Annotated in this window: 15 protein-coding genes; 1 reads left to right on the plus strand and 14 read right to left on the minus strand. The window is 36.4% G+C overall.

Annotated features, from left to right (window positions below):
• Positions 1-14 precede the first annotated feature (14 nt).
• From BM253_RS00120 to BM253_RS00180, 13 genes are all read right to left on the minus strand, one after another.
• Positions 15-563, minus strand: a complete 549-nt coding sequence (locus BM253_RS00120) for a GNAT family N-acetyltransferase (RefSeq protein WP_091517310.1) — start codon at positions 561-563, stop codon at positions 15-17.
• A gap of 16 nt (positions 564-579) precedes the next feature.
• Complete coding sequence (locus tag BM253_RS00125; RefSeq protein WP_091517311.1) at positions 580-996, minus strand: VOC family protein; 417 nt, start codon at positions 994-996, stop codon at positions 580-582.
• 23 nt (positions 997-1,019) lie between these two features.
• Positions 1,020-1,475 carry a DUF1801 domain-containing protein gene (locus tag BM253_RS00130; RefSeq protein ID WP_091517312.1) on the minus strand — a complete coding sequence of 152 codons (456 nt, stop codon included), beginning with the start codon at positions 1,473-1,475 and terminating at the stop codon, positions 1,020-1,022.
• An 11-nt stretch (positions 1,476-1,486) separates the two neighbouring features.
• Complete coding sequence (locus BM253_RS00135; protein WP_091517313.1) at positions 1,487-1,849, minus strand: DUF2200 domain-containing protein; 363 nt, start codon at positions 1,847-1,849, stop codon at positions 1,487-1,489.
• Positions 1,850-1,918: 69 nt separating this feature from the next.
• Positions 1,919-3,064, minus strand: coding sequence for an FAD-dependent monooxygenase (locus BM253_RS00140; RefSeq protein WP_091517314.1), 1,146 nt, complete (start codon positions 3,062-3,064; stop codon positions 1,919-1,921).
• Positions 3,065-3,125: 61 nt separating this feature from the next.
• Entirely contained in the window at positions 3,126-4,931 is a 1,806-nt protein-coding gene (locus BM253_RS00145; RefSeq protein ID WP_091517315.1) for a cytochrome c oxidase subunit I, read from the minus strand.
• A 27-nt stretch (positions 4,932-4,958) separates the two neighbouring features.
• The gene (locus tag BM253_RS00150; RefSeq protein WP_091517316.1) at positions 4,959-6,146 is read right to left on the minus strand and encodes a cytochrome c oxidase subunit II; all 1,188 of its coding nucleotides are present in this window, start codon (positions 6,144-6,146) and stop codon (positions 4,959-4,961) included.
• A 19-nt stretch (positions 6,147-6,165) separates the two neighbouring features.
• Positions 6,166-7,677 carry a quinol:cytochrome C oxidoreductase gene (locus BM253_RS00155; RefSeq protein ID WP_091517317.1) on the minus strand — a complete coding sequence of 504 codons (1,512 nt, stop codon included), beginning with the start codon at positions 7,675-7,677 and terminating at the stop codon, positions 6,166-6,168.
• 27 nt (positions 7,678-7,704) lie between these two features.
• The gene (locus BM253_RS00160) at positions 7,705-8,253 is read right to left on the minus strand and encodes a c-type cytochrome (RefSeq protein WP_091517318.1); all 549 of its coding nucleotides are present in this window, start codon (positions 8,251-8,253) and stop codon (positions 7,705-7,707) included.
• Positions 8,254-8,261: 8 nt separating this feature from the next.
• On the minus strand, positions 8,262-8,786 hold the full coding sequence (locus BM253_RS00165; protein ID WP_091517319.1) for a DUF3341 domain-containing protein: 525 nt from the start codon (positions 8,784-8,786) through the stop codon (positions 8,262-8,264).
• 6 nt (positions 8,787-8,792) lie between these two features.
• The gene (gene nrfD, locus BM253_RS00170) at positions 8,793-10,196 is read right to left on the minus strand and encodes an NrfD/PsrC family molybdoenzyme membrane anchor subunit (RefSeq protein WP_091517320.1); all 1,404 of its coding nucleotides are present in this window, start codon (positions 10,194-10,196) and stop codon (positions 8,793-8,795) included.
• Between the two features lie 35 nt (positions 10,197-10,231).
• Positions 10,232-13,273: a TAT-variant-translocated molybdopterin oxidoreductase gene (locus BM253_RS00175; RefSeq protein WP_091517321.1), complete on the minus strand. Its 3,042-nt coding sequence runs from the start codon at positions 13,271-13,273 to the stop codon at positions 10,232-10,234.
• A 29-nt stretch (positions 13,274-13,302) separates the two neighbouring features.
• A complete protein-coding gene (locus tag BM253_RS00180) occupies positions 13,303-14,574 on the minus strand; it encodes a c-type cytochrome (protein WP_091517322.1) in 1,272 nt (423 codons plus the stop codon).
• 218 nt (positions 14,575-14,792) lie between these two features.
• Between BM253_RS00180 and BM253_RS00185 the strand changes: the two genes are divergently transcribed.
• Positions 14,793-15,182, plus strand: a complete 390-nt coding sequence (locus BM253_RS00185) for an SPOR domain-containing protein (RefSeq protein ID WP_091517323.1) — start codon at positions 14,793-14,795, stop codon at positions 15,180-15,182.
• Between the two features lie 122 nt (positions 15,183-15,304).
• Here BM253_RS00185 and BM253_RS00190 read toward each other — a convergent pair whose 3' ends face one another.
• Entirely contained in the window at positions 15,305-17,563 is a 2,259-nt protein-coding gene (locus BM253_RS00190) for a cation:proton antiporter (protein ID WP_091517324.1), read from the minus strand.
• Position 17,564: the final 1 nt, after the last annotated feature.

The raw sequence follows: 17,564 nt of genomic DNA on the forward strand, positions 1-17,564 counted from the left end.
CTTACAATGGTTAATTATGTATTCCGTGTCCACTCATACTGCAATAAAGAATAACAGTCAGAATCTTCGTGTTTATCGTTAACGATATAATCTTCTCTCATAGTGCCTTCTTTCACAAAACCGTGACGAAGCAGCAATTTAACCGACGGAACATTCCAATGAGCTACCAATGCTTCTATTCTATGCAGTTTTAAGGTTGAAAATCCATAATTTAAAACGTAAGGCAATGCTTCAGTCATAAGACCTTTTCGCTTGTCGGAATCATTTTTTAAGGAATAAAACAATTCTGCCCGTGCATGCGTTTTGTTCCATATATGAAAACCACATTCGCCAATTGGGAAGTTTGTACTTTTATCGATCAATAAAAAGAAAAACAACGATAAACGATGCGTTTCCATCCCTTGGTCGTGCATGTTTTTATAATGTGCATATCCATTTTCATCAACACCAAAAAAAATCTTGATTTCTTCTTTGGTTTTGGTATGGAACAAATTGTGTATAATGGCAGGCGTTATTGCTTTAAGAATTAGCCTGCCGGTAGTTATTTCTATATTGTTTAACATATTATTGCTAAACTTATTATTCTGGTTGTTGTGTAGGAATCTTAGTCATATCCATAAAGAAAATCTCCCATGTATGTCCGTCAAAATCTTCTAAAGTACGTTGCTGCATAAAGCCGTAATCTCTAATTTCGTTAGGTTCTATACCACCTGCAGCAAGCCCTGCCTGCATTATTGCATTCATTTCGTCAACGCTGTTAACCGATAGTGAAAAAAGACCTGCGATGTGCGATTTTGTGTCGGCAATAGGTTTTGCTGTAAAAGACGAAAATTTTTCGTGCGAAAGCAGCATTACAAAAATAGTATCGCTCCAAACCATACATTTAGCGGTATCGTCTGAAAACTGCGGGTTGTTGGTAAAGCCTATTGCGATATAAAAATCCATAGATTGTTGAAGATCTTTTACTGCCACATTAATAAAAATTTGTCTGTTCATTTTTTTCTAAATTTTTGAGTCGATTATTTTTTAAGTTTGCTTTCATACAGATTAACCCATTGCTTAACGGTCATTTTCTGCATTAATTCGCCAATAAGCTCATGGGGAATTTGATCGAACTTTTTAAAGCGGATACAACTTTTACCAATATCTAACTTTAGTTTGCTGTGTTTAGGATATTCGGTTACGAACCATTCCAGCAATTCGGGATCCGAATAAATGCCCATGTGGTAAAAATTTATAGAGTTTTTTTGCGATGCTAAACCAGCAAACGGCAAAGGCTCAATAGGTTTACAATGATAACCGTTAGGGTAAATAGTATGTGGCACCACATAACCTAACCCACCGTAACTGATGGCAGCCTCAAAACCATCGGGCAAATTCTTAACAATAACATTATGCAACTTGTAGAATGCTTCTGTCCTGTCTTCAGGTATATTCTTTAAAATTTCATCGACCGTATTTCCTGATGCTTTCATTTTTCTATTTCTTATTTTCTTAATATTTTTTCCATGGCTTTTCCTTTCGCCAATTCATCAACCAATTTATCTAAATAGCGTGCCTTTTTGGTAAGCGGGTTTTCGAGCTCTTCTATTCTGTATCCGCAAATAACGCCTTTAATCAATTCGGCATTTGGGTTTAGTTCGGCACGATCAAAAAAAGTTTTAAACGTTACTTTTTCATCCATAAGTTGCTGTAACTTTTCTTCGTTAAAGCACGTAAGCCATTCTATCACTTGATGGAGTTCTGCCTTAGTTCTGCCTTTACTCTCCACTTTGGTAACATAATGCGGGTAAACTGAAGCAAAGATCATTTTGGCAATTCGTTCGTTATGTTTGTCTGTTTCTTTCATAAAACATCATTTTCTTAATAACAAATATATACGGATTTTAGATATGGTTGTAAACCATTCACTGAAAATTTAAATGTCCATGTTATCTAAATAATCCATATTAAAAATACTTTGTAATTGTTTACTGTTAGCAGATGTTGGAATACATCGCATTACTAAATTTCTGAAATAGATAGCTAAAATATTTTCGAAATGCGAAATTTTGCCAATTCTCCAGCTTGAATTTACAATGGAATGTGATTTTTTAATTCGTACTATTTGATATTCTTCAAAAACAGCTTCAATAGGTTTGTTTGGGTTGTAAACTTGAGCAAGCGCATAAGCATCTTCTATTGCTTGACATGCACCCTGACCTAAATTTGGAGTTGTAGCATGTGCCGCATCACCCAACAAACATACATTTTTATTATACCATTTATAGATTGGCTTTAAATCTATGATTCGGTTTTTAATAACGGTATCGTCAGATGTATTTTCAATAATGTTTAAAACATCATTATTAAAACCTTTAAATAAATCGTGTAAGCTATCGTTATGCCTAATCACTAAAGATTCATTTACAACGGCGTACCAATAGGTATCCTGATTATTAATTTGAACGAAGCCAAAGCGCTTTCCTTTACCCCAAGCTTCTACCGCTTTATTGTTGTAATCTTTGGGCAACGATATTTTTGAAACACCTCGCCAACAAATCTGATTTGTATCGCGAATTTGTGATTGATCAAACAACTGATTACGAACGACAGATTTAATACCATCGGCGGCAATAACTACATCTGCAGTTTCATTTGAGCCATCTTCAAAAATCAATTTAACGTTTTCGTTTTGTTCGATCTTTAAAAGTCGTTTTGATAATTTTATATTTTCAAAACTAATTTCTTCAGCCAGAATATTCTGCAAAACCGCACGATGTATAGAAATATTACAAACTCCATACTTTACTTCAAATTCATTCAAATCAATAATCGAGAGCGATTGCAATTGATGATCGGTAATATTCATGTAAGAAACCTTTACACCCGCATTTTCTATCTTTTCGTGAATATTCAACTTTTTGAAAACCTGCATGGCGTTGTTTGCGATACCAATTCCTGCTCCGACAGGTTTAATTTCGGCAGCACTTTCGTAAACAGTAACATTAAATCCTTTTTGTTTAAAAGCCAAAGCGGTAGTTAAACCGCCAATTCCAGCTCCAATAATTGCAATACGTTTCATATCAAAATAGAATTATTCAAAAATAAAAAAACTCCCACAAATTGCGGGAGTTTTATATATATTAATGATGTCCACCATCTTTTTCGCCATCTCTTAACGGCACTGTTTGCGGAACAAAATCTTCTTCGTAACCAGGCTTAGAATAATCATAAGGCCAACGGTGTACTTCTGGAATTGCACCCGGCCAGTTACCGTGCATGTGCTCAACCGGTGTAGTCCACTCTAAAGTTGTAGCTCTCCATGGGTTTCTTGGTGCTTTCTTACCATAGAAAATACTGTAGAAGAAGTTAAACAAGAATACTAATTGGAACGCTGCTCCTACTAATGCAAACATGGTAATTAAGATGTTCACATCTACCATATCGTCGAACATTGGGAATGCCGAGTTAGTATAGTAACGACGTGGTAAACCTGCCATACCGATAAAGTGCATTGGGAAGAAAACTCCGTAAGCACAAACTACCGTTACCCAGAAGTGAATATAACCTAAGTTTTTATTCATCATGCGTCCGTACATTTTAGGGAACCAGTGGTAAATACCGGCAAACATACCATACAATGCTGATATACCCATTACTAAGTGGAAGTGAGCAATAACGAAATACGTATCGTGTACGTTGATATCCAACGTTGAATCTCCTAAAATAATACCTGTTACACCACCTGTAATGAACGTTGATACGAAACCAATACAGAATAACATAGAAGGGTTCATTTGTAAGTTACCTTTCCATAATGTAGTAATGTAGTTGAATGCTTTTACTGCCGATGGAATTGCAATTAACAATGTTGTAAAGGTAAATACCGATCCTAAGAATGGGTTCATACCAGATACGAACATGTGGTGACCCCAAACAATTGTAGATAAAAATGCAATTGCTAAGATTGATGTAATCATGGCACGGTAACCAAAGATTGGTTTACGAGCGTTAGCCGAAATTACTTCAGATGTAATACCCATTGCAGGTAAAATTACGATATATACCTCAGGGTGACCTAAGAACCAGAACAAGTGCTCAAATAATACCGGAGATCCACCTTGATAATGTAATACTTCTCCAGCTAAATAAATATCAGACAAGAAGAATGATGTACCAAAGCTTCTATCCATAATCAACAATAATGCAGCCGATAATAATACCGGGAACGATACAATACCAATAATTGCCGTTACCCATAAAGCCCATATTGTTAACGGTAAACGCGTCATAGACATACCTTTTGTACGCATGTTTAAAACCGTTACCACATAGTTTAATGATCCCATTAACGATTGTGCAATGAACAATGCCATAGACACCAACCACAACGTCATACCTGTACCAGAACCTGGAATTGCTTCTGGAACTGCTGATAACGGAGGATAGATTGTCCAACCTGCTGATGCCGGTCCTGACTCTACAAACAATGAAGCAATCATTACGATACAAGCAATAAAGAAGATCCAGTATGATAACATATTCATGAATCCTGAAGCCATATCGCGCGCTCCAATCTGTAATGGAATTAATAAGTTAGAGAACGTACCTGATAAACCTGCAGTTAATACAAAGAATACCATGATGGTTCCGTGAATGGTAACTAAAGCCAAATAAATATCGTTACGCATTACACCGCCCGGAGCGAAATCGTCTCCTAATAACCAAGAGAATACTTTGAATGATTCTTCTGGCCAAGCGATTTGAATACGGAATAATAATGACATTGCAATACCAATGATTCCCATGATAATACCTGTTACAAGGAATTGTTTGGCAATCATTTTATGATCTTGACTAAAGATGTACTTTGTTACGAAAGTTTCTTTATGGTGGTGATCATCGTGTGAATGATCGTGTGTTAATTCGTGTCCTACTACTGCTGACATACTAATAATTTTATATTGGTAAACAAATTATTTAATTACTTGAGCAACTACTGCAGTAGTATCTACTACAATTTGTGGTTCTTCTACCGGAGTTTGAACCGGCTGTGCTTCAACTTTCGGAGCAGCAGCGGCAGCTTTCTCTTCGGCTACTTGTTTTCCTAATTTAGGTTGTTGGTTGATCCATTTTCTAAACTCGTTCTCTGTTTCAACTACAACTTTTGCTTGCATGTTATAGTGTGAACGACCACATATTTTGTTACACAATAAAATATAGTCAAACGTATATGGTTCTAAACCAGGCTCGCCTTTTTCAACCAACTTTTTGCTGTGTTTGTTGCGTGCTTCGTTGATCTTGTTTACACGATCTACAATTTCTTCACGGTCTCTCATTTCTGTAGTAGTAACCGTTGGTGTCATTGCAAACTGCGTAACCATACCAGGAACCGTGTTCATTTGTGCACGGAAGTGTGGGAAATAAGCAGAGTGTAAAACGTCTTGCGAACGCATTTTTAATACTACTTTTTTACCAACCGGTAAGTGTAATTCTTTTGTTACAACATCGTCTTGTGCATTTGGATCTGCCATATCGGCACCCACAACGTTGATTCCTTCGATAAAACGAACGTTTGCTTTACCTAATACGTTGTCGTCACCTGCATAACGGAAATCCCAGTTGAACTGTTTTGCGTAAACTTCTACGTAAATCACTTCTTCCTCTTCATCGTAATGCATAATGTTGTTCCAAGCGTATAATCCATATAAGATCAATCCTGCTAAAACAATTACCGGAATAATTGTCCAGATGAATTCTAATTTATCATTATCTGCGAAGAACGTCGCTTTTCTGTCTGTATTACCACGGTATTTGAATGCAAAGTAGTGTAATAAGAACTGCGTTAAGAATTGAACAAAGAAGATAACTACTAAAGTAATCCACATTAACTGGTCAACATCTTTACCATGTTCAGAAGCTGCATTGCTTAACAACGGCATGTATCCCCATTTAACACAGCTATAAATTGTGAAAATGTAAATGAATGCCAGAAATCCGAACATTAAATATCCGTTGATATTATTGTCTTTATGTGTAGCAACCTGCGTCTTGTATTCTTCGCCAACGTGTTGTTTGCTCTGAGTTAAGTCGAAAATCTTAGTTAATTGCCAAATTGCAATTCCTAATAAAGCTACAATAACTAATATTAATAAACTCGTCATTTGTTTATTACTTTAAATATTAATAATGAAAATGTTTACTTTCTTCTACCATTGGATTATTCTTAACCAATAACGGAGCTTTAGCAATTGCCGAGAAACCGACAAAGATAAACAATCCGCCAAAGAACAATACAGATCCTATTTCGGCAGCACCAATAAACCAAGATGCACCAACAGTTCCAGGCATAATCATATTAAAGAAGTCTAAATAGTGACCTGCAATAATACATGTACCCGCCATAACAATGATCCAAGATAATCGTTTAAAGTCTGTATTGATTAATAATAATATAGGTAATAAAAAGTTTAACGCCAGCATACCAAAGAAAGGCAAGTTGTATTCTTCTATTCTTAAAATGAAGTACGTTACCTCTTCAGGAATGTTTGCATACCACATTAACATGAATTGAGAGAACCATAAGTACGTCCAGAAGATAGATAAACCAAACATAAATTTAGCTAAATCGTGGATGTGTGATGTGTTTACGAATTCTAACAATCCTTTGTTTTTAAGATATAATGTTGACAACGCAATAATAGTTACCGCTGTTACAAAGAACGATGCAAATACATACCAACCGAACAATGTTGAATACCAGTGCGTATCAATAGACATGATCCAATCCCATGACATGATAGATTCTGTGATGATAAAGAACACCAAGTAACCTGCTGCCAATTTAAAGTTCTTTTTGTAATAATTTAAATCGCCTGTTTCATCTAAAGCTAATGAGTTTCTGCGAGATAACATTCTAAAGATATTCCAACCAGCTAAGAAAATAACGGCACGGATTAAAAAGAACGGTATGTTTAAGAAACCTGTTTTACCTTGAATAATGGTATCGTTAGCTACAACATCAGCATCCATCCAGATAAACAAATGGTTTAAATGAGCCGAACTTGCTACCAACATTAAGAAAAACAATATAGAACCCGGTAATAAATAAGCCGATAAGCCTTCCATTACACGGAATAATACTGGTGACCAACCTGCAGATGCAGCATACTGTATTTGATTAAAGGTAAAGATACCTAAAGAAATAAGCATGAAAAAGATACACCCAACGTAAACAGCAGCCCAAGGTTTGTTTTGTAACTGGTGTAATACGTGCTCTAAATGTTTTGTATGTTCTGCGTGCGCATCATGCGTATCAGCCTTTGCAGCGTGAGTAGTAGCTTCAGCGTGTGCCGGAGCTGCTTCTGTTACATGAGCAGTGTGTGCATCTGTTGAATCTGCAGCGTGCGCCGTACTATCGTTAGTAACAGCTGTTGCAGTTGCTGTATGCGCATCATGATTTGCTGCATGTGCATCATGGCTTGCCGTATTTGCTTCATGAGCCTTAGCTTCACCGTGTGCAGGTGCTGCGTGTGCATCGTGCGCGCCATGACCACCATGATGTTGCTCGCTTAAAATTGCTTCAACCTCTTCAACTGTTTTAGGTGCCGTAAGAAAGCCGTAAGCGATCCCGATGATACCTAAAACCATTAAAATAACAGAAAAGGATTTTAATTTGCCTGAAAATGTGTACATATCTAAACTTTCAAATAAGTTTTACAATTATAATTCCGATTTCAATTTTAACACATAAGCAGCTACCATCCATCTTTCGGTTTGTGTTAACTGGTTTTTATGTGATCCCATTGAGTTTAATCCGTACGTTACAACGTGGTAAATTCCACCTTCTGTTAACTCACGTTCAGCATAACTTGGTACTCCCAGGAATTTTTCTCTTTTAACTAAATTTCCTTTTCCGTCGCCGGCATCACCGTGGCAAATTGCACAGTAAATGGTGTACAACTGCTTCGCCTTTGTCATATCACCTTCGGTAATAGAATCTAAAGGAGATTTAGAATTTAGTCTTGCCGCAGCTAAACCTTCCGGAGTATTTGGATACTCTTCAGGTGTAAATCCGCGAGGTACTGATCCTTGTGCAGGCACCTGACCTTCTTTTCCGTTTTTAAATGCGCTTGATTCAGAATAGGTTTCGTAAGCTACAGACTCGTACATATTAGGAAATAACTGGTAATTTGGTTTTTCCTTATTAAAACAAGAGGTAGCTAAAGTTGAAACTGCTGCCAAGGCAACTATTTTATATAAACTCTTCATTTTTACTACTAATGTTTATCGATTACTTTAACTTCTACTGCACCGGTGTTTCTAAAGAACTCTAAAGCTTCTTCTTCGCTACCGTGTAAAGCAACTTCCATTAAAAAATGATCATCGGTTGTTCTTACATCTGGGTTTTCTGCTTTTTTAAACGGCCATAATCTACTTCTTAAAAAGAATGTAATAACCATTAAATGGGCTGCAAAGAAAACGGTTAATTCAAACATAATTGGCACAAATGAAGGCATGTTTTGAATATAGCTAAAACTTGGTTTACCACCAATATCTTGCGGCCAATCTTGTATCATAATGTAATTCATCATGTAAGTTGCGAAAGATAAACCACATAAACCATAGATAAATGCACAAATTGCTAATCGCGTTGGTTTTAATCCCATTGCTTTATCTAAACCGTGTACAGGAAAAGGTGTATAAACCTCTTCGATATGATGATGTGCAGCTCTGGTTGTTTTAACTGCATCCATTAAAACATCATCATCATTGTATAATACGTGTAAAACTTTTGTACTCATAATTTATTAATGATTATGTGAATGGTGTCCGTTCTCTCTCTCTTTTTTGTAATTTTCACCAGAAGATTTTAAAATTGTTTTAACCTCTGCCTGTGCAATTACCGGGAATGTTCTAGAGTATAATAAGAATAATACAAAGAAGAACCCTATAGTACCGATATAAATACCTGCATCTACAAATGTTGGTTGGAACATTGTCCAAGACGATGGCAAGTAATCACGGTGTAATGATGTTACGATGATCACGAAACGCTCAAACCACATACCAATATTTACGATAATTGATATAATGAACGATCCCATAATTGATGTACGTATTTTTTTGAACCACATTACCTGCGGAGAAATTACGTTACACGTCATCATTAACCAGTATGACCACCAGTAAGGACCTGTTGCACGGTTTAAGAAAGCGTATTGTTCATACTCTACTCCCGAATACCAAGCTACCCATAACTCTGTGATGTATGCGATACCAACAACCGAACCTGTAATCATTACAATGATGTTCATTAATTCGATGTGCTGAATAGTAATGTAGTCTTCTAAACTTACAACTTTACGCATAATGATCAAAAGCGTGTTTACCATGGCAAACCCAGAGAAGATCGCACCCGCAACGAAGTAAGGTGGTAAAATGGTTGTATGCCAACCTGGAATTACCGACGTAGCAAAGTCAAAAGATACAATGGTGTGTACCGAAAGTACCAATGGCGTTGCTAAACCTGCCAATACTAAAGATACTTCTTCAAAACGTTGCCAGTCTTTTGCACGACCAGACCATCCGAATGATAAAGTAGAATAAATTCTTTTTGAAAAAGGTGTTACCGCTCTATCACGTAACATAGCGAAATCTGGTAATAAACCTGTCCACCAGAAAACCAATGATACAGATAAATAGGTAGAGATCGCGAATACGTCCCATAATAACGGTGAGTTAAAGTTAACCCATAACGACCCGAACTGGTTTGGCATTGGTAATACCCAGTATGCCAACCATGGACGACCCATGTGGATAATTGGGAACAAACCTGCCTGAACTACAGAGAAAATGGTCATTGCTTCTGCAGAACGGTTAATAGCCATTCTCCATTTCTGACGGAATAATAATAATACAGCCGAGATAAGTGTACCCGCGTGACCGATACCTACCCACCAAACAAAGTTGGTAATATCCCAAGCCCATCCAACAGTTTTATTTAATCCCCATGTACCAATACCTGTACCAATTGTATAAACCATACAACCAGCTCCCCAAAGGAATGCAATTAAAGCAATTGTGAAAACAGTCCACCATTGTTTATTCGCACGTGTTTCTACAGGTCTAGCAACATCTACCGTTATATCGTGATAGGTTTTATCACCAATAACTAAAGGTTTTCTAATGGGTGCTTCGTAATGTGACGACATAATCCTTTATTATAATGTTTCTAATTAATACTAACTTATACGTTTCTAACTTTTACGTGGTAGAACACATTTGGTTTAGTACCGATATGCTCTAACAAATGGTATCTTCTGTCATCTTCAAACAACATAGCCACTTCAGACTGTTTGTCGTTCACATCTCCAAAAACCATAGATCCCGATGTACAAGCTGCAGAACAAGCTACTTCAAACTCATCTCCGCTTATTGCTCTACCTTCTCTCTTAGCTTTTAAAATGCTCGCTTGTGTCATTTGAATACATAATGAACATTTTTCCATAACCCCGCGAGAACGTACATTAACATCTGGGTTTAATACCATACGTCCTAAATCGTCATTCATGTGGTAATCGAACGCGTTGTTTTGGCTATATAAGAACCAGTTGAAACGACGTACTTTGTACGGACAGTTGTTTGCACAGTAACGTGTACCCACACAACGGTTGTATGCCATGTGGTTTTGACCTTGGCGACCGTGAGATGTTGCAGCAACCGGGCAAACTGTTTCACAAGGTGCGTGGTTACAGTGCTGACACATTACCGGTTGGAAAACTACCTGAGGATTATCTGCAGGATGCTCTAAACCATTAAATGTATTAATGTTTTCCATTAAACCTTTAGCACTGTTCTTTGTAGTTACATCTTCTGCAAATGTATCTTCAGAAGAATAATATCTATCGATACGTAACCAGTGCATATCGCGTGATCTTCTTACTTCGGATTTACCAACAACAGGAACGTTGTTTTCTGCGTGACATGCAATAACACATGCACCACAACCTGTACAAGAGTTCAAATCGATAGACAAGTTGAAATGGTGACCTGTTGAGCGATCAAAAGATTCCCAGATATCAACTGTTGATGCTTCAACCGACTGGTGATCTAAAGATACGTGTGGTTTAACATTCCACTCTTTAACATCTTTCGTATTAAAGATTTCTAATGTAGTATCCTTAACAATATCACCACGACCCATTAAAGTTCTTTGTAACTGAACACAAGCAAACTCGTGATCGCCCGAACCTAATTCTACAGATACATTTTGTGTATTATTAAAGTCTTTGTATAATTTGTAAGCATTAACACCTACTTGCATTTCTTCTTTTAAGGCAGATTTACGTCCGTAACCAAACGCTAAACCTAAAGTACCTTTTGCCTGACCTGGTTGGATAAATGCAGGAACTTTCTCTAAAGTATTTTCACCTACTTTTAAAGTAACGTAAGATCCGTTTAAACCACCATTTGCAACATTGTAGTTTTTAATACCCAATGCTTCCGCATCGGCTTTAGAAACTGTTACATAGTTATCCCAAGAAACACGTGTGATTGGATCAGGGAACTCTTGTAACCAAGGGTTATTTGCCTGTTGCCCATCTCCCATTCCGGTTTTAGGATACAATACCAATTCTAAACCGGCAGCTTTTTTAGTTGCAGCTAATGCAGATGCAGCAGCGCCAAAATCAGCAGATGCAGTTGCAGAACCTGTAACTTCAACAGCAGAAAAACCATCGTGAACCATTTGGTTCCAAGTTTTTCCGTTGGCTAAAGCAGTACCCGATGCTTTTAAATAATCGTAGTAAGATTCTGTTTTACCTAACCAAGTTAATAAACCTTCTTGGAATTGTTTTGTATTGAATAACGGACGAATGGTTGGTTGCGTAATAGAATAATGACCTTTACGCATTTGAACATCGCCCCAAGATTCTAAATAATGAGGTGCAGCAGCAGCGATTGTAGTTAAAGATGCTGTTTCGTCTTCGCGTAATGAAAAAGAAGCAGAAAGTTTTACTTTTTTCAATCCTTCTGCAAAAGCAGCGCCGTTGAATAACGTATAAACAGGATTAACACCACTCATAATTAAAGTATGAACCAAACCTGCATTCATGTCTTTAACCAACTGTGCAACTTCTTTATTGTTACCACCGCGCACATATTTAGGTTGTGCCGGGTTAAAAGCAGCCGAACCTAATGCTTGGTTAATAGCAAATACTAATAACTGTGCATTAACATCGTCTAAACCTGAAACCAACACACCTGCAGAACCAGCAGCTTTTAATTGTTGTGCCGCTTTTGTAACTTCTGCATCGGCAGCAGTATTTGTAACTGCTACAGCATTACCTGTAACAATATTGTATATTTTAACTAAAGCTAATTTTTGATCTGCAACAGTTAACGGAATACGTTTGTCTGCATTTGCACCAGCTAAAGACATATTTGCCTCGATCTGGATGTGCTTAGACATTTTTCCGTTTTTAGGAACGCGACCTTTAGCATATTCGCTATCGTATCCGCCTCCTTGCCAATCTCCTAAGAAATCTGCACCAACAGAAACAATTACATCCGCTTTTCCAAAATTGTAATCAGCCAATGCGCGCTCGCCGTAAGCTTGTTGGTATGCATCTAAAGCAGCATCCGATCCTACTGCATCGTGCACAATGTGCTTTGCTGATGGATACGCAGCTTTAAATTCTGCAATTAACTTATCTGTAGATGGCGATGCCATTGTGTTTGTTAATAAAACAATCTGACCCGTTGCGCTTGTTAAGCTTGCTTTAATTTTTTGATCAACATCTGACCAAGAAGCAGCTTTATTGTCAATTTTTGGTTGCTTTAAGCGTAAACTATCATATAAAGACAATACAGAAGCGTGTACACGTGCGTTTGCACCTGTTAACGCGTTTTCCATAAAGTTATTCTCTACTTTAATAGGACGACCTTCGCGTGTTTTAATTAAAACGTTTACGAAATCAAATCCGTCTGCAACCGTAGTTGCGTAAAAATCAGCAACACCAGGAATAATTTCCTCTGGTTGAAATACATAAGGAATCGACTTTTTCACCGGTCCTTCACAAGCTGCTAAAGAAGCTGCAGCTGTAGAAAACCCAACGTATTTCAAAAAGTCTCTACGAGAGGTTGATGAAGACGACAATGCATTTTTGTCTCCAAGAAAATCCTCGGTTGGAATCTCTTCAACAAACTCATTGTTTCTTAGCGTCTCAACAATAGAACTGTTCTCGTTAAGTTCCTCAACACTTTTCCAGTATTTTTTGTTTGATGCCATTGTATATATATTAGCTTCTTAAATTATTATTAATAGTGACATTTACCACACTCTAAACCACCTAATTGTGCTGCTGTTAATTTCTCAACACCATACTTTTTAGATAATTCTTCGTGAATTTTAGCGTAGTACTCGTTATCTTTAACGTTTACTTCCGTTTCACGGTGACATTCTACACACCAACCCATTGTTAATGGCGAATGTTGTCTCATAATTTCCATAGATTCAACAGGACCGTGACAAGTTTGACATTCTAAACCTGCAACAGAAACGTGTTGTGAGTGGTTAAAGTAAACAAAATCTGGTAAATTGTGAATACGTACCCATTTAACTGGTTTCTCTTTACCTGTGTATGCTTGTTTCGCAGGATCCCATCCTACTGCATCATAAATCTTTTGAATTTCTGCAGTATAGAATTCTTTGCTGTAATCTACATAAGTAGAATCTGCACTTCCTGTAAACTCTGTGATATTCTTGTGACAGTTCATACAAACATTCATAGAAGGAATTCCCGATGTTTTAGATGTACGTGCCGAAGAGTGACAATATTTACAGTCGATACCGTTTTCACCTGCGTGAATTTTGTGCGAGAAGTGAATTGGCTGGATAGGTTCGTAATTTTGATCAACACCAACCTGCATCATAAATCCGAAAGCAAAATATGCTCCTGTTAACATTAATACGATTACTGAAGTAATTACCAAGAATTGATTTTTAACAAAAGCTTTCCAGATTGGTAACGATTTAGTTTCGTTAACCGTTAAGTTGTTTTTATCGGCAACTTTGTTTAATACTCTTCTTACCAATACCAACATGATAACTAGCATTGCAAGAACAATTACTAAACCGCCTAAAACTAATTTTTCTGAAACACCACCTGTAGCTGTACTACCACCTGCCTGAGCAGCTCCTGGTACAGCTTTAACTTCTGGTTTTGGTTCTGAAGTATAAGCGATAATGTTATCGATATCTTCATCAGATAAATTAGGGAATGAGTTCATTGGAACTTTGTTCCACTCATTAAAAAGTTTAACAGCTGCTGCATCTCCAGATTTAATTAAACCTGAACTGTCTTTGATCCATTTATGCAACCAGTCGGCAGAATGGCGTTCTATAACACCTCTTAAAGCCGGTCCGGTTGAATTAGCATCTAGCTTGTGACAAGCTGCACAGTTTGCATTAAATAACTCTTTACCCTTTGCAGCGTCTTGTGCAAAAGATCCTGTAGAAAATGTTAACACAAATGTTAAACACAAGAAAAGAATCCTTGAAAACGAAGTATGGTTACCCACTTTTTTCATAGTTAAAAAAATGATTATCAACTAATTTTGGCACAGTTTTTCCATAGTTCACATGGAATATTCTCTACCTTTATTTATAAACTTTGACAAAAATACAACATAAGCCCCATTAAATAAAGCTTAATAAAAACCAAAACTTAATTTATAACAATTCTAAATAAATTCATAAATTCTACTTTCATGAATATTTTTTAATTTTGTCTAAAAATTTACTCATTATGAATAATTTAAGAACTTATAAAGTTTTCATTATATTTATTTTAACAATTTTTGTTCAGCAAAATGCTAAAGCACAAATTAATGTTATTGAAAACGCCGACCAAAAAACCATTGATTTGCTTTTAGAACGCAAAATGAGTCAAAACAATCAGTTTTCACTATACACCAACTATTCAGTGCAGCTTAAAAACGGAGCAAAAGAAGAAGTTGAAACACTTTACAAAGATTTTACAATTCAACACCCGGAAATTGATGCGACCATTATTTATGCCAATCCAAAATTTAAATTGGTTGTAGGTAACTATAAGAATAAAATAGAAGCGGAATATTTGTTAAAGAAAATTGCAGGGAAATATCCGGATGCGTTTGTGGTTAAGCTTAAGAAGTAAGATTGGAGTTTTTAACAACTTCGAAACTGACACATTTTGATATTGGTTAGTTCAAAAAATAAAACAAGCAGCACATTAGTGCTGCTTGTTCATTTTAATTAGGGTTGGTTGGTTGAATTATTTTAAGGTTTGATTAATAACAAGGAAGTAGTATTTTTTAGCCAGTTGTATTTTTTATCGATCATGTTACGCCACGATTTTACGGTTGTAAGAATTAGATCTTGTTGTTGGATTAAATTCAAATCGATTTCCACATCAGACAATACCGAAATATGATTAGGTTTTGCTTGTTCTATCAAACGGATTTCTTCTTTAATAAAAGTGTTCGTTTTTAAATGTCCCTTTATATCCATTATTACAATCTGCGAATCGTTGTTTTGAATGAACTTCAATATAAACGGAATTAACTTTTTATCGCTTTCATGAAAAAACGGAACAAAGATCTTATTTACTTCTTCCAGATTTTTATCGATAAAAATTCCGACAGGGATTTTTGAATTGGTAATTACATAACGCGTTTGATCATCGAACGGAGAATAATCAAAGAATTTTTCTTTACCTATTACTTTATCAACAATAATTTCAGGGTTTACAATTCGGGTTGTAAATCCTAACAATCGACCCAGAATAGTTCCATCGTAAATAGACGAACCTAACTCCATTAAAACTAAATCGTAATTGCCTTTATGAGCTACATCAACAATTTCGGAACTTATATCATACGATACTTTATAAAGATTAATTAGCTTTTGATTTATTTTGTGCGCATCTTCTTCTATTGGCGTAAAAACTTTTTCTTCGTATTTTTTGTCAAGTACATCAACATCGCTGCTATTCACCAAATGAAGTGCAGTAACCACCGAATTTTCTTGTTGATTTTTGGTAAAAGTATTGGCAATTTTCAATAGATTTTTACCCGCGTTTGTTTTATCAAAATAAAACAGAATTTTAAACTTGGTTTCGTTTAAAATTTCTTCCGCTTTTATGGTTTTATCTTTAAACATTTTGTTTATAAAATCTAAAGACGGTCCGGTCATAAAAGTAGTTACCAAAGCCATAATTACCATCATTGCAAAAACTTCGGGCGTTAAAACTCCCAATTCATAACCAATGTTCAAGGCAACCAATTCCATTAATCCGCGAGTATTCATTAAAGCACCAATGGTTAAACTGTCTTTCCAGCTTTGCCCAACATATTTGGCAGCGGCGGCACTACCAATAAATTTCCCGGTTACAGCAACCAGAATAATGATTCCGGTCATTTTCCATAATTCAATATCGTTTAGCAAACCAATCTCGGTTCGTAAACCTGTAAATACAAAGAATAACGGTAAGAATAAAATAACGGCTACATCTTCTACCTTTTCAACAAATATGTGACGGAACTTATGATTATCAGGCATAATTGCACCAGCCATGAAAGCTCCGAACAATGCGTGAATACCAATGATTTCTGTAAGGTACGATGATAAAATCAACACTAATAAAAATATGGCAACAACCGGCTTGCTTAAGGTTTTGCTGTTTGAATTTAGATTACCAATGTGTTTTAAGAACGGACGTACCAGTTTTAACATTACCGCTACATAAATTATTGAAAGTGCAATTACATACAAGGCACTAACAAACGAACCCGCTTTTACAATAGCAATTACCACTGCCAAAATACACCAAGCCGTGATATCGTCTGCAGCTGCCGATGTTAACACCACTGTTCCCAGCTTTGTTTTCTGAATACCGCGTTCTTGTACAATACGTGCCAACACCGGAAAAGCCGTGATACTCATTGCAATTCCCATAAAAAGGGCAAACGATAAAAAATTGATTCCGTCTGGAGCATAGTTAGTGTAGGTAAAATATGCGAAAACCATTCCCAAAGCAAACGGAATTACAATACTGGCGTGACTTATTACAACAGCTTCGTGTGCTTTACTTTTAAGAACTTTTAAATCGAGTTCCATTCCAATGACGAACATAAAAAGAATCAACCCCACCTGACTTAGAATCTGTAAATTACCTAACGATGCTGCAGGAAACAAAATAGCCGAAGCTTCGGGAAAATACATTCCAAACAATGACGGACCCAAAAATATACCGGCGATAATTTCACCAATAACTGCGGGCTGCCCTATTTTATTAAAAAGCCAACCAAAAATACGTGCCGCTATTACAATGGCAATAATTTGCAGTAACAACAATGCCAACGGATGATGAAGATTATTTATAAATGAATCTAAAAATTCCTGCCAATCGTTTTTATCTGAAGCTACATTTTTAACATCAACTTCCAGATATTTTCCCTTGTTAACGGTTAGATACATTATAAAGGAAAAAACAACAATTACAGCCCCGTAAAAAATAGAATTCTTGTACTTGCGCATT

The sequence above is a fragment of the Paenimyroides ummariense genome (assembly GCF_900115115.1).
GTDB classification, from domain to species: Bacteria; Bacteroidota; Bacteroidia; order Flavobacteriales; family Flavobacteriaceae; genus Flavobacterium; species Flavobacterium ummariense.

Coding starts and splice junctions, on each gene's coding strand:
- BM253_RS00120 (WP_091517310.1), bottom strand. CDS start 563: ATGTTAAACAATATAGAAATAACTACCGGCAGGCTAATTCTTAAAGCA.
- BM253_RS00155 (WP_091517317.1), bottom strand. CDS start 7,677: ATGTACACATTTTCAGGCAAATTAAAATCCTTTTCTGTTATTTTAATG.
- BM253_RS00125 (WP_091517311.1), bottom strand. CDS start 996: ATGAACAGACAAATTTTTATTAATGTGGCAGTAAAAGATCTTCAACAA.
- BM253_RS00165 (WP_091517319.1), bottom strand. CDS start 8,786: ATGAGTACAAAAGTTTTACACGTATTATACAATGATGATGATGTTTTA.
- BM253_RS00135 (WP_091517313.1), bottom strand. CDS start 1,849: ATGAAAGAAACAGACAAACATAACGAACGAATTGCCAAAATGATCTTT.
- nrfD (WP_091517320.1), bottom strand. CDS start 10,196: ATGTCGTCACATTACGAAGCACCCATTAGAAAACCTTTAGTTATTGGT.
- BM253_RS00145 (WP_091517315.1), bottom strand. CDS start 4,931: ATGTCAGCAGTAGTAGGACACGAATTAACACACGATCATTCACACGAT.
- BM253_RS00190 (WP_091517324.1), bottom strand. CDS start 17,563: ATGCGCAAGTACAAGAATTCTATTTTTTACGGGGCTGTAATTGTTGTT.
- BM253_RS00140 (WP_091517314.1), bottom strand. CDS start 3,064: ATGAAACGTATTGCAATTATTGGAGCTGGAATTGGCGGTTTAACTACC.
- BM253_RS00185 (WP_091517323.1), top strand. CDS start 14,793: ATGAATAATTTAAGAACTTATAAAGTTTTCATTATATTTATTTTAACA.
- BM253_RS00150 (WP_091517316.1), bottom strand. CDS start 6,146: ATGACGAGTTTATTAATATTAGTTATTGTAGCTTTATTAGGAATTGCA.
- BM253_RS00160 (WP_091517318.1), bottom strand. CDS start 8,253: ATGAAGAGTTTATATAAAATAGTTGCCTTGGCAGCAGTTTCAACTTTA.
- BM253_RS00180 (WP_091517322.1), bottom strand. CDS start 14,574: ATGAAAAAAGTGGGTAACCATACTTCGTTTTCAAGGATTCTTTTCTTG.
- BM253_RS00130 (WP_091517312.1), bottom strand. CDS start 1,475: ATGAAAGCATCAGGAAATACGGTCGATGAAATTTTAAAGAATATACCT.
- BM253_RS00175 (WP_091517321.1), bottom strand. CDS start 13,273: ATGGCATCAAACAAAAAATACTGGAAAAGTGTTGAGGAACTTAACGAG.